Source organism: Ensifer adhaerens (genome assembly GCF_001270265.1).
Taxonomy (GTDB): domain Bacteria; phylum Pseudomonadota; class Alphaproteobacteria; order Rhizobiales; family Rhizobiaceae; genus Ensifer; species Ensifer adhaerens_B.
This window is the reverse complement of record NZ_LGAP01000055.1, coordinates 1-14,907: the sequence shown is the minus strand read 5'-3', so window position 1 is coordinate 14,907 and position 14,907 is coordinate 1. Positions and strand designations below refer to the sequence as shown.

At 61.3% G+C, this 14,907-nt stretch carries 2 protein-coding genes; both read right to left on the bottom strand.

Going from position 1 to position 14,907, the window contains the following annotated elements:
* The coding region (locus AC244_RS34090; RefSeq protein WP_053253251.1) for a peroxidase family protein at window positions 1–12,529 on the bottom strand (12,529 nt) is incomplete at its 3' end.
* A gap of 362 nt (window positions 12,530–12,891) precedes the next feature.
* On the bottom strand, window positions 12,892–13,122 hold the full coding sequence (locus AC244_RS39050; protein ID WP_414735992.1) for a group II intron maturase-specific domain-containing protein: 231 nt from the start codon (window positions 13,120–13,122) through the stop codon (window positions 12,892–12,894).
* Window positions 13,123–14,907: the final 1,785 nt, after the last annotated feature.

Genomic DNA, 14,907 nt, shown 5'->3' with positions numbered 1-14,907 from the left:
CCTTGTCCGCACCCGCCCCGGCTTCGATGACGTCGTTGCCGGCGTCGCCGTAGATCAGGTCGTCGCCGCCATTGCCGAACAGCATGTCGGCCCCGGTGCCGCCGTGGATCTCGTCATCGCCCGACCCACCCGAGGCAACGTCGTCGCCGTCACCGCCGGTCAGCACATCCTCGCCGTCCTCGCCGCGCAGCACGTCGTGGCCGCCATCGCCCGACAGGATGTCGCCGGCAGCCCCGCCGAGCAGCACGTCGGCCGCCGCACCCCCCAGCAGCACATCCGCTGCGGACGTGCCGATCAGCGTGCGCGCCGCAACCGGCAACGGCGTCTCACCACCGTCGCCATCGCCACTACCGTCGCCGTCGCCATCGCCGTCGCCGGAACCGCAGCTGTCGTCATCATCGTCGTCGTCGTCGTCGTCATCGCCGCCGCCAACGGGATCGCCGTCGTCATCATCATCATCATCGTCATCGTCGTCGTCATCATCGTCGGGATCGCCGGTGTCGTCGTCATCGTCGTCATCGTCGTCGTCGCCGCCAACGGGATCGCCGTCATCATCGTCATCGTCATCTTCAGGCTCTTGCGTTTCGAAGATGTGCTCCGGGAGATCCGTCAAGCCGGTATTGCGCGCGACGATGTCAGCAAACTCCTGACCATCGACGAAATTCTCGTAGAAGTCGAAGTCGTCTACCCGATCCAGATAGTAGAACCGGTCGCCTTCCTGAAGCCGGTCGAACTGTTCGTGCAGAACGACCCAGAAGGTCTGGCCGACCATGCCTTCATTGATGTGTTTCTCGGCAAGGCCGCCGACCCAGAGATCGACGCGGTCGATGCCCTTGACGATGCCGGTGCCATTGGCCTGCATCGCCACCTGGATGTCTGGATTGATCGCCTGGAACGCGGCGATATCACCGGGTTGCAGCACCAGATCCGGATAGGCCTGCCGGAACTGGTTGATGACCGCCTGGCTCAGCCCGTTGCGCGCCTGGAAATCCTCCCAGGACGTGTAGGGTGAGAGGTCTCCGGCAAATCCGACAGCTTCGGAGACATAAGGATCAAGCGATGCAGCGAGACCGGCGCGCACCTGGTTCAAAGTTCCGAGCCCGACATCCCATCCGCGCGCCACGTTGAAGGCGAACAGGTCGGCGTTGATGCGAACGAGATCGTTGCGGACCGCATCGACGATGTTGAAGTCAACCTCTTCGGCCTGCTGGGTTATGATCCCGCCGAGAATGGAGTTGACGCCAAGCTGCTCGTAGCCGGGTTGCGGCACGTAGCCTGGAGGCAAGGGACCGGTGAACACGTCCGGATCGTTGCTCGGGTTGAGGAAGGCATCGAACAGAGCCACCTGCTTGGGCTGTCCGTTGGCATCGAGAACGGTCATCGTCTGACCGATCAGCGAGTGGCCAACGCGGTAAACCGCAGCGGCAAATTCGTGCGAAATCCTTGCATCCGCGTTCGGATTGTACTCGCCGTGGCCGTGACTGCCGTCGCCTCTGATTCCGCCGATAAGGTGGTCGGCGAACTCGTTGAAGACGACGCGCTGGTACTCCGCTTCGTTGATGATCTTGGCAGCCTGGAACAGCTCTTCCGCCGTTCCCTCAAAGCCGGCATCCACCAGCCCTTCGACGTGGAAGTTGTGGTTGCGGGCCCAGATCGTATGCATCGAGGTCAGCGCGAAGTTCTCGTTGCCGCGCCCGTCGCCGACCACATAGTGGTCGAGCAGCTTGATGAAGGGGTTGGTATCGAGAAGCAGCGCATGGGTGCTGCCCATGAAGTTGGAGGTCATGGCCGGCAGCATCGCTTCGTTGATGACGCCGTTGTTGACCAGACCGGCAAAATAGGTCTGGAACGCCACCTGCCCGCCCGGCAACGAAGCCGAGTGGAAGACCGTGTTGTTCTCCCAGTGGTGCAGGATCAATTCGCGCAGCGTCGGCAGCAGTTTGAAGTTGCTGTTCGACGGATCCGCCGCGCCCTGAAGCAGATGCGAGCCGAGTCCGCCGGACCCGTTGCCCTCACGCAGGAACTGGCCGACGAGGTCGTTGGAACCATAGGCCTGGTTCTGGTCAGCGAAGGGCGAGGTCTTGTTGAGGTGCTGCGGTACGCCGTCGACGATGCTGTCGACGGTGCCACGTGTCAGGTCGGCCGGATTGCCCGATCCCGGAGCGCCATTGCCCGGTGCGCCGATGCGGATCGTGCCGTTGCCGCCCTTGCCGAGGAAGTCCAGGCCGTGGTCGAAGTACTGGCCGAACGCCATGAAGAAGATGTTGGCGTCCTTTTCGTTCTTCGGCAGGTCAGCTTCCTGCGTCCCAATGATGTTACTGATGTTGCGCGGGTCGAGCCCGGCGAAGATCGGATTGACGTTGTGGTTGCCGGTCGCCGGATCAAAGGCGCCGAAATGCGCGTCCGTCAACCGGATGAAAGGTTCGTCGGCCGCACCGAATTCGGGATGGGTGAGATTGTTGCCGTGGCCGGAGAGGTCACGCACCCCAGGAACGGAGTCGTCGTTGCCAGGAATCTCTTGGCCCCTGACCAGGTTCATCAGCCCCGAAACGTCACGATCGGTCAGCTCAAACGCACCAGTGACGCCATCGCCGCCGCCACCGCCACTTCCGCCGCCGCCGATATCCGACTCCTCAAAGGTTGGCGAGGCCCCGTCAGGCAGAGTAAGGAACGTGATCGTATGGTTGCCGTTCGACAGGATTGTGGTGCCGTTGGCGAGATTCGAGCGCGTGTAGTTGGCGAGTGTCGAACCGGGGGCCAGTTCGATCACGTCTTGTGGCCGCAATGTGCCGATGATGGTGTCGTGACCGCCATTCGACTTGAAGACAATCCGATGGGCGGACTGCAGCGCCGATATGTCGACTGTGTCATCGCTGGCTGTGCCCTCGAGCGTAATGGTGTTGAGCAAGAGGGTTGTCGGTGCGAAATCGCCGATGGTAATGAAACTGTCGGCGCCACCGCCACCGGTGATGACGATCTCCTCAATCGTGCTAAGCTCCGCGACGATCGACGCGTTGCCGGTTCCATTGCGGGTGACGACGATTTCGGTTGCCGGATCGATCGTCATCCCCGCGGCGATGGCGTCGGCCCTTGCATAGATGCGGAAGGTTTCCGCGGTCGTGTTGCCTAGGACACGAACGATATCGAGATCGCGCCCGCCATCGATGATATCGCGTCCTTCGGTGGCAACGACGGTGATGGTGTCGTTGCCTCGGTCGGCGGCGATCCTGTCGTTGCCGGGGCCGCCATTGATCTGGTCGTCATCGCGACCGGCGTCGATCGTATCGTCGCCCAGACCGCCATTGACGATGTCGTTGCCACGATCAGCGAGGATCGTGTCGTTGCCGTCGCCGCCATTGACGGTATCGTCGCCGCGGCCAGCGTCGATGATGTCGTTGCCGCCGCCGCCGTTGACTGTATCGTTGCCGCGGTCGGCGTTGATGATGTCATCGCCTGCACCGCCATTGAGCGTGTCGTCGCCCCGCGTTCCCACGACCGTGTTGGGTGGGGGAGGCTCAAGCCCGACACCCACTGTGGGCGCCGAGAACACCTCTTCCAAAACCCCATTGGCGTCCTGGTAGATGGCACGCACGCGCAATGCGAGTCCGGCTAAATCCGCGCCAGGCGTGAAGGTTGGTCCGGTCGCATGCACATCCCCCAGACCTGTGGCAATGACGATGTCTTCGAAGATGCCGGTGCCGGGGCGCGGTTCGAACTGCCAGAAGTATGTGATTGCCCCGGTGATCACGCCGCCAGGGTTGTCGGCATCGCTCACACCCGCGATCGATACCTCCAGGAGTTGACCCTCGGACGGTGTATTGTCCGGAGTGGCCGTTGCCGCGTCGCGGATCAAGAGCAGGCCCACCGGCTCGCTGTTGATACCTCCAAGTACGATCGATTGGTCAGCAAACCGCAGCCGCTCGATGTTTGACAAACGATCGGTTCCGTCCGGACCAGCGACGCCTCCGACAATGTGCGATACCGTGATGAAGCCGTTGATATCAGGCGTCGGCAGGTTGGCCGGGTCAAAGACCTGTCCATTGAAGCGATAGTTAGCCACGACATCCGAGAACACCGCCGTGTCGAAACCAGGGCCATCCGCCGTCAAGATCTCACGGACGATTGTGAGTTGTCCGGGATTGATTTCACCCGAGAACACACGGTCGGTCAGTTCACTCATGCTGTCGACGCTGAACAGTTCCTCGCCGGTGCCGTTTGCATTCGCGCGCACGCTGATGCGCACGTTGAGCGAGCGGTCGCCGTCGATAAGGTCGTCGCCGCCCCTGCCTTCAATGAGATCGCTGCCGTCGCCGCCGAGGATGATGTTACCCGAGCCGAACTGATCGTCGGCGGTGCCGACAATGCCATCCGATCCGGCAGCAGCAGCGCCGACGAATTGCTGCAGGCCAGCGACAAGGCCGAAATTGGTAAGCACGCTGCCGGTAAAACCAGACGAAGCAATCACGGCTGCGTCGGCATCATCGCCGCGCAGAATGTCGCTTAGGGAGGATCCCGACAGGCCTTCAGCCGATTCAAACCGCGCAAGAGCCGATGCCGCCGTCAGTGGCACGGGCGTTTCGTCGAAGGCGCGGAGATTCAGGTCGACATTTGCGGCCAACGAGTCGTGCTTGAAAACGGCCCAGTCGAAACCGGACCCGCCGATGTAACGGTCCACCTGGCCGCCATTGCCGACCATGATGTCATCGCCGCCCTCACCCAGCATTCGGTCTGCGACACTGTCGCCGATGAAGACGTCGTTGCCGATGATTGAATCCAGTCCGCGCGTGTCGAAATTTTCGCCGGCGCTGCCATCGGCCATTCCATGCTCGATCCAGTCGTCGCCTTCGTTGCCGAACACCATTTCGTCCGCCCGGGTGCCTAGGATGAAGTCGTTACCAGGGCCGCCGAAGGATTCATTGCTGTCCTCGCCGGTAACGATGAAATCGTTGCCGAAACCGCCAAGTATCAGGTTGATGCCATTGCCGGCATGGATGGCGTCGTTACCATCGCCGCCCTGAAGGTTGTCGTCGCCGCCAAGGTCGGTGATGATATCGTCGCCAGCGCCGCCGAGGATCATATCGACGCCGTCGCCGCCTTCGAGCCTGTCGTTGCCGGCGTCGCCATAGAGCGTGTCGTCGCCGATGCTCGCGATGATCGTGTCGTCACCAGCCGTACCGCCGAGGACAACATGATCCTCGCCGGTATACCGCAGGTAGTTGGTATCGGCACCTGGCGTTGCCGGGTTGTCCCGAATAACCAGCGGCGTCAGAAGAATGCCGCCGAGAGGATCAGAATTGCCGGAAATCCCGTCCAGGCCAGCGACATCGTCAGCCGTACCCTGAATTCCGTCGGCCCCGGGTTCGTTCAGTTCGGTGAACTGCTTGGTCGGGTCGACCTCAAGAATAAAGCCAGGCGTCGAGAACACGTCGCCAGGCAGATGCGTGGCGTCGGTGTTGGCCATAATCAATTTGGCGAACGAGTTGTTCTCCAGCTCGGTGAGGAAGTTCAGTCCGGCCGTACGCTCGAGGTAGTAGAAACGATCGCCATTCTGCAGCTTCTCCATCTGGTTCTCGAAGACGAAGTTGAAGGTCGAGCCGAGCAGGCCACCAAAGGGCATTTGCCGCTCGGCGAGGCCGCCAACCCACAGGTCGATCACATCGACGCCGGTGGTCGTCACCCCGGTAACGGGGTCATTGGCATAGATGCCGGTGCCGTTGAGGAAGGCGATGCGATCCGCCTCGTCCGCGGTGAACGTCCTCTCTACGCCGCCTGCGCCTCCCGCGTTGATCACCGCGCTTCCGCCCAGAACCAGAGCGGCGGCAACGGCGCGTTTTTCCGCAAGCGTGTCGACGTCGGCCTCCGTCAGGGCGGCATGCGTGCCATACGCCGCGATGAAATTGACCACCGAGGATTCGTGCTTCAGGTTGGCCGCAAGCTCGACCCAACTCGCATATGGCTTGAGCTGGCTGTCGCCGGTGGCGTTGTAGAATTCACGGCGCGCCGCATTGAGCGACGGCACGCCCGTATCGCGCCCGCGCATCAGGTTGATGCTCGGCAGATCGAGCGGGAGGCCAAGAAGGTTGTTGCGCAACGCTTCCGTGACGAATTCGTCGATCTCATTGCCGGTTTGGCGGGTCATGCCGCGCACGATGGCGCCGGCCGCCTGTTCGGCGGTCAAGGCACCGTCATTGTTGAACGCGACCGGGTTGAGGAAGGCCTCGATCAGGCCGATCTCACTCGACTGGAAGTTGGGGTCGAGGCGATTCACGGTTTCCGTCAGCATCGAGTGGCCGAAGCGATAGACCACATGGGCGAACTCGGCAACGATCGCGGGATTGATCGTGGCGTCGTAGCCCTGGCCTTCGGCGAGGAACACGTCGACCTGCGGCTGGACCTTGCGCGCGAACTCCTCGAACACCAGGTGCTGGTACTGCATCTCGGTGGCAAAGCGCGCCGCCTGGAACAGGCGCTCGCCGTTCCACGAGCCATCGGGCAACTGCCACTGGGCGATGAAGGCGGGATCGTTAGAGGCGAGAACGACATCCTTGGTGTGTTGAACCATCCGGTTGTGTTCCGAATGGAAGATGTGGTGCACGGTGGTCAGGCCGATGTTCTCGTTGCCGCGGCCATCGCCAGTGATGAAGTGGCGATCGAGCAACTCGTTGTCGTAGGTCCCCGGAATGTTGTCATCGCCAATGCCGGTGTCGGCGTCGGCCGTCAGGAGCGCACCGGCCGAATTGCGTGGATTGGCGCTGTGCGCGATGTCGTCGAGGAAGGCATGGTTGGTCCGGATGACATCGACGGGGACAGCGAGGCCACCGGCGACCCCTTCGACAAGTCCGCCTGCGGTTACAAACTGCGCCAAGCCGTTCGCGCCCGGAATGAACTTGCCGTAGGGATCAGTGGCAACCATCGGCAGGTTGGTAACGTCCGCGTCCGTGAGGGTGATGCCAAGCATCAACGCTTGCGCTTTGACGTTGGCCCAGGTCGGCAGGCCGCCGTCAGCGCCGTCGAGCAACTGCCCTGTCGCGACCGGGTGATTGTTCGCATCGAGCGCGTACTCGCGCAGGAACACCTGGTGCGAGGGATGTGAAGTATAGGTCTGGTTCTGATCGACGAAGGGCGTGGTCTGGTTGTTATGCCTGTGGATGTCGTCGGCCGTCCCGAGGACGCCGTCGGCGCCTGCCTGGACGAGCGTATTGGTGGCCCGGCTCAGCACCATGAAATTGGTCGGGCTACCTTCCACATAAAGGGGATCGTCAGGCTGCAACGGGACAAATATCGTGCCGTTTCCGCCCTTGTTGACGAGGTCGAGGCCATGGTCGAAGAACTGGCCAAAGAAGGTGAACCAGCCATTGAACCCCGCCGACAGGCCTTCGTCAGGCGCCGTGTTGGGGATGAATAGCGGTTGGCCGGCGGGAATGGGGACACCATTCAAATCGAGCAGGACGCCATTGACATCGAGCGTTCCGAGGCCCGCCGCGACGAAGGCCTCGACGGCCACCGGGTTGGTGATCGTCTGGTCGACGATCAGATTGGAGATGATGCGCGGATCGGCGTCGACGACGTTGGTTGTGGAGGCGTAGTTGGTATTGGTAATCAAGCCCCCGGGGGCTGGGCCATTCGCGTCGAACGTGTCGCCGTCCTGGTCATTGCGGAACTGCTGATCCAGCAGGAGCGGGAAATCTTGGTCGGCAGCGCCGAAGTCGGTCTGGCCCTGAACCAGGTTGTTCAACGAACCGTCCACCGTGCGCAGGCCAAAAGGCAGCCTGGTGTTCGGCAGCAGCAAGCGCAGGTCCTGTGCCGGGGTTCCATAAGCCCCCGAATGCGCTTCAGCGATCAGAATCTGGTCAAGTATGAACTGCAGATCGCCGCGGATCAGATGGATGCCGGCGCTGGTGACCGGCGTTTCGGCCGGAATCGGCGCAAGCGGCGCCGCCGGTGCACCGGCAGCGACTGCCACGGTCGGCGTGGAGAAAACCGTCTCCAGCACGCCATTGGCATCCTGATAGACCGCCTTGGCGCGCAGTCTCAGCCCGTCGAGATCGGGCGTGATGCGGAACGTATTGCCGAGCGCCGTGCCGGGGTTGCCGCCGCCAAAGTCGACGATATCCTGGAAGATGCCCGAGCCGGCGATGGCTTCCGATTGCCAGATGATGCTGATCGGACCGGTAATTTCTCCCGTGCCCGGATTGTCGGCGTCGGTGACGCCCGCCGTCGAAACCGTCATTACCTGATTGACGGCCGGCGTGAGGTCGTCAAGCACCAACAGGCCGACCGGATCATTGTTGAGACCGGCCACGAGTGTCACGGACTGGTCCGCAAATTGCAGCCGCTCGACGTTCAGGAGGCGGTCGGCGCCATCTGCGTCGACACCGATGACTGCTCCATTTCCATCAAGCAGATTGTGCGTGACAGTGGTAACACCGCCCGGGCTGGTCACGACAGTGTAGTTGGCTCGATTGTCGGAGAATACAGCCGTATCGAAGTCGGCGTCGCCGGTGTTGATCTCGCGAACGATATTGAGCTGGCTTGGCTTGATTTCACCCGAAAGCATATAGGGCACAAGCTCTGTCAGGCTGTCCACACTGGTGATGACGGGCTGGCCCGGCTGCGGCGTGTGGCCGGTCACCGAAATCCGCACGTTCAACCAGCGGTCGCCGTCGATGAGGTCGTCACCGCCGCGGCCTTCGATAATGTCGCTGCCGCTGCCGCCGAGGATGATATTGCCGGCGCTGAACGAAGTGACGCCCGTCGTCGACAGAATCTGGTCGAGAAACGCCTGCAGATCGTCGATCAGGCTGATATTGGTGAGCGCACTGTTCTGTGGCCCGGCAACGTTGATCTCGGCCGCGTCGGCATCGTCGCCGCGCAGGATGTCGCCAAAGGCCGATCCAGTCAGGCCCTCCACCTGGGCGAACCGGTCAAGAATACCCTGGTTGGAGGGCGTTACCGGTGGCTCAATGAAGTCGTTGACAAGGAGGTCGGCGGTCACGCCGAACGCATCGTTCTTGTAGCTGGCCCAGTCGAAGCCGCCACCGCCGCCAAAATGGTCTTCGGCGTCGGACATGACCATGATGTCGTCGCCGCCTTCGCCGTCGACTTCGTCGAAGCCGCCGCCGGTGATGAAAACATCGTGGCCGATGACGGTGCTCGCCTCCTGCGGGTCGAAATTGTCGCCGCCCGCGCCATCGGATGTGCCGATCTCGATCCAGTCATCGCCCTCATTGCCGAATGTCGGCAGGTTCATCTGGGCGCCCAGGATGAAGTCGTTGCCGGTGCCGCCGAAGGTCTCGGAAACGTCCTCGCCGGTGATGATGAAGTCGCTGCCAGCCCCGCCGAGGATCAGATTGAAGCCATTGCCGCCGTGAATGACGTCATCGCCGTCATTGCCCTTGAGGACGTCATCGCCGCCCAGGTCGGTAATGATGTCGTCGCCGGCGCCGCCTTCGATATTGTCGACGCCGTCGCCGCCCTCGAGCCGGTCATTGCCACCGTCGCCCAGGAGCGTGTCATCGCCGATGCTCGAAATGATAATGTCATCGCCCTCGGTGCCGCCGAGAACCACGTGATCCTCGCCGGTGTAGTGGAGGAAATTCGTATCGACGACCGCAGTCGCCGGGTTGTCGCGAATGACGAGCGGAATGAGGGCAGAGCCGCCGAGAGGATCAGAATTGCCGGAAATCCCGTCCAGGCCAGCGACATCGTCAGCCGTACCCTGAATTCCGTCGGCCCCGGGTTCGTTCAGTTCGGTGAACTGCCGGGTCTGGTCGACCTCAAGAATAAAGCCAGGCGTCGAGAACACGTCGGCAGGTAGATGCGTGGCATTGGTGTTGGCCATAATCAATTTGGCGAAGGAGTTGTTCTCCAGCTCGGTGAGGAAATGCATGCCGGCGGTACGGGCAAGGTAGTAGAAGCGATCGCCATTCTGCAGCGCCTCCAACTGCGTCTCGAAGACGAAGTTGAAGGTCGAGCCCAGCAGGCCACCGAACGGCATCTGCTTTTCGGCGAGGCCGCCAACCCACAGGTCGATTGCATCGACACCGGTGGTCGTCACCCCGGTCGGGGAGTTGGCGTAGATGCCGGTGCTGTTGAGGAAGGCAAGCCGGTCGGCCTCGTCCGCGGTGAACGTCCTCTCTACGCCGCCTGCGCCTCCCGCGTTGATCACCGCGCTTCCGCCCAGAACCAGAGCTGAGGCAATGGCGCGTTTTTCCGCAAGCGTGTCGACGTCGGCCTCCGCCAGGGCGGCATGCGTGCCGTAGGCGGCGATGAAATTGATGACCGACTCGGGATGCTTCAGGTTCTGCACCAAGTCGACCCAGCTCGTATAAGGCTTGAGCTGACTATCGGAAGTCATTTCATAGAATTCACGGCGCGCGGCATTCAACGATGGCACGCCGGTATCACGACCACGCGCAAGGTTGATGGTCGGCAGATCAAGCGGCAGGCCAAGAAGGTTGTTGCGCAGCGCTTCCGTGACGAACTCGTCGATCTCGTTGCCGGCCTGGCGCGTTACGCCGCGCACGATGGCGCCCGTCGCCTCTTCCGGCGTTGGACCGCTTGCGGCAAAGGCGAGCGGGTTGAGGAAGGCCGCGATCAGGCCAATTTCGCTTGATACGAAGTTGGGATCGAGGCGGTCGATTGTCTCGGTCAGCATCGAGTGCCCGAAGCGGTAGACCGTATGTGCGAACTCGGCAACGATCGCAGGATCGATCGTCGTGTCGAAACCTTCAGGCGCAAGAAACGCATCGACCTGCGGCTGGATCTTGCGCGCGAACTCCTCGAACACCAGGTGCTGGTACTGCATTTCGGTGCCGAATTTCGCCGCCTGGAACAGGCGTTCGCCATCCCACTGGAGCGTGGCGATGTCCGTCAGCGCCGGGACCGTCACTACGTCGACCACCAGCCATTCATTGAGGAAGGCAACCGCCTCAACCTGCGTCGCGCCACCGGCAAGCAGCGCCTGGGCATCGCTGACAAGAACTTCCTTGGTATGATCGGCCAGCCGGTTGTGTTCGGAATGGAAGATCGAATGGACGGCGGTGAGGCCGATATTCTCGTTCACGCGGCCGTCGCCGGCGATGTAGTGCGCGTCGAGCAGCTCGTTATCGTAAAATCCCTGTTCCGGAGGTGTGCCACCTGCGACAGTGTCGACGTCCGGGGTCAATGCCTGAGGTGGTGTTGCCGGATTGCCGTCATGGTCGCCGAAGGGGTTGGCGGCATGCGCGATGTCATCGAGGAAGCCGTGTCCGGTGCTGATCGCCTGGGACGCGTTGACCGGCAATGCCGGATTGCCTTCGACAAGAACCGGGGGAGGCCCGGCCGCGACGACGAGTTGTGGAAAGCCGTTTTGGCCCCTGATGAAGTTGCCATAAGCATCCGTGGCAAGCAGAGGTACGCGAAGCGCGTCGGCGTCGGTCAGGTTGATGCCGAGGATGTCGCGCGCCTGCGCCTTCACTACGGCCCAGGTGGCCATGCCGCCGATTTCTTCGTCATCGGCCGTGCCGTATATGCCGTCGGTTCCGAGGTCGCGATTGGTGATCAGCCTGCCGGTAGGCACCGGCCTGCCATTGGCATCCAATTCATAGGCGCGCAGGAAAACCTGATGCGAGGGATGCGAGGAATACGTCTGGTTCTGGTCGACAAACGGCGATGTCGTGTTCATCGCCTCGTGGGTTGTGTTGTCGACGGACTCGTCAACTGCCGTCGTCGGGTCATCGTTAAGAATGCCGTCGGCGCCCGGCCCGGCAAACTGGGTCGCCCGCGTCAGCACCATGAAGTTTGTCGGGCTGCCCTCGACAAAGAGCGGATCATCCGGCTGCAGCGGGATGATCACGACATCATTCCCCCCCTTGGTCACGAGGTCGAGACCATGGTCGAAGAACTGGCCGAAAAAGGTGAACCAGGAATTGAATGGCGCGGACAGGCCTTCATCCGGCGTGGTATTGGGAATGAAGAAGACGGGCTTGTCGTCGGCCGTGCCAAACTGGCCATCCAGACCAGGGCTGGTAGCGATATTCAGGCCAAGATCCGTTATCGTTTGATCGAACGCCTGCTGGGCGGCTATCACAGCCGGGTCTGACGTATTGCCGCCGGCATTGGCCTTGGCCGTCTCCAAAGCCTGGAGGGCAGTGAGGAAGGAGGCGCTGTCTCCGGTAATGTCCACAGATCCGGCATTCTGGAGGGCGGCCGCAATCGCCGCCGGATTGTTCAACGACTGGTCGACGATCAAATTGCTGATCGTTCGCGGCTGCGAGTCGATGACTGTGCCACTCGTCTGCGTATATGAGGTTCCAGCTTGGGCATCACGGAACACCGGGTCCGTCAGGCGCGGGAAGATGTTGTCGGCCGCGCCGAATTCGCTCTGATCCGCAAAAAGATTGTTGAATGATCCATCAACCGTCCGCAGACCGAAGGGGACGAACGAGTTCGGGACCAGGGTTTTCGGATCAGATCCGGCCGCGTGGGCCTCCGCGAGGAGAATTTGCTGCAGGATGAATTCCAGGTCCGAGCGAATAAACTGTACCATGCCACCCTCCCAATGATTGCCTTCGCCTTGGACAAAGCTTCGCCTTCGCACCAAACGAAGTGCGCTGCCGGCTGAACACGCCGCCGAAGCCATGGTTGCGACAGTTGTTAGGCCCTGCACGGACCAATCGTTGATGATTATGCAAGCTTGAGCATCTGTATGCGAGGGTCCTTAGTGTAGCGATTGCTTAGACCAAGGTGCTTGGACCAAGGTGCTCAGACCAAGGTCCAAGTTTGGATCCCTTTAATCTCAGAAGCCCAATCATCGACGAAAGCTACGGATATCCGGTCCAACCGTTCAATGCCCTTACCGACGCAGTATCTCGCCCACCGTGCTCCTTTCAAGGGATGACGCCGACTTGCTCATTTCCAGAGCATTTGCCAGATGTGCGCGTCTATCGATGAGAAGCTCGCTTTCGCCACGACATGACGGTGATGCATAGCCCATCCCCGGATGACTGGGTTCAGTTTCTGTATGCGTGACGCTCGCGTTGCCTTTGATGATTTCCCTGACCTTGTCGAGGAGCGCCTTAACACTCCTTGACTATCATCAGGCTCGGTGGTGCTGGACCAAAGACGCCCACCGCCAAGCATCGTATCGAGATGATGGAGAACTGATCAAAGCCATCGCAGAAGCTGGTGGCCGAGACGAAAAGAGCACTGTTCCCGGCGACCGGCAGAGCCGCCGTAAGGTCATCATGAAACCATCACTCATGAGGAGCAGGAGCTTTAGCCGCCACGATCATGCGCGCTGGCAGCGGGAGCAGAGAGCTGACTAGTCGCTAAACGCCGCTGTGCTATCCTCGCGTCATTGGACGGGGCGCAAGATGAATTTCCGACGCGGTTTCTTTCGATTGTGGCTGATCGTCTCTGCACTTTGGGTGCTGACGCTGGTCGTCTACGTAGAAATTGAAGGACGGCGGCGAGACGTGACAGATGGAGGCTCCATCTTCGTCAGGGGCTGGGTAGTGATCACCGACGGCTGGAAAGCCGAGAAAGAGGTAGCCGCCATGAGGGAAAGGGCCGGTACATCTGGAAGCCCGAGCATTGCCGTGCCGGACGAGATTGGGAGCCGACTTCGAGCCGGCAGGGAGGTACAGAAAGCGGCTTTGCTTTTCGGCGGCATGCTGCTAGGCCCACCCCTTGTCCTGCTTGTGCTAGGGGCTTGGGTTATCCGTGGTTAGGGCTCGTCTCTCGCAAACGCCCCCTCTGCGCCAAGCGCGGCTTTGACCTTGCCGCCGAATGAAAGAAGTATGGCGTTGGTTTCCCGCCAAGCGCTTGCAAACAGGGCGGCGTCTGCCGCCATTGCGATGCATTTCATTTTACTCGCATATTTGCGAGAGTGAGCTCCCCCTAGCCTGGCAATTACCGGTGACAGGCTCGCACGGCGGCGTCAGATCGCAAACGCAATCCCTCCGCGCCCGCGCGCCATCTGGCCCTCCGCGCCCGCGCGCCATCTGGCTCGCCATCTACAGCGCCCTCGAAGGACGTTCGGTTCAACTATGGGGCCGTCCTGCAGACACCCGTGATGGCAGACCATCATATCGGCAAAAAGCAGGTACGGCTTGGCCCAGGGCCAAATCAACCTCAACGACCATGCCGACCCTATGGTCCAATGCCGAGTTTGCCTAGCGGAGAATGACCTCGCGCCTCAGAACGCGCATGCATCCTTCTCCGCTGGGGTCGGAAAGACGAACCAGCAGACACGGCTGATGTCGTCATGAGCGAAAATCCACGATTGGTATTGCAAGGTGACGGTCTCCGCTCACAAGAGGAACTGAGAACAATGGCCGCCAACGTCAGAGTAGCCCCCCAAGGCGTGCCTGTCAGCCGCCGCCATGGGCTATGATGCGTGCATGCATGTGAATGTTGGCCCGGCGATTTGAAGTCAGGCTCGTTGGGCCTCACAACGCCAGCATCTCACTGAACCTGTCGGCTGAACAAACTTGCTCATCCATCAAAAGAAGCCGAAGGGCAAGCCCAGATGAAGCTCTTCATCCGAACCATCGGTATCAGCAGGGCGGCGGTAAAGATCGGCATGGCCAATCAAATCCGGCCCGAACCAGGTGGCAAAACCATCAGACAGCCATCAAGCCGCGCCGCTCAGCCCGAGTTTTGGAGTAAATAGAGGCCACCAACTGCAAGAAAGCATCGTCACACCGATCGACTCACCCCGCGCCTCCACATCTCACGGTAGATCGTGGATCGTCCGAGACCGAACTGCTTTGCGGCCTCGGTCGGGGTGCGTCAAGGCCAGTCCTGTCGACCACATCTTGCGAGCCACACCCGCCATGACCGACGATACATTGCTGCCGTTTGCTTTTCCAGCCGTTGGCCGCAAGAAGATCACCGCCGCGTTCGACGGCGGACGCATCACCA

Excerpts from the sequence above, each read along its gene's own strand:
- AC244_RS39050 (WP_414735992.1), bottom strand. The coding sequence starts at position 13,122 with ATGCTTGGCGGTGGGCGTCTTTGGTCCAGCACCACCGAGCCTGATGAT.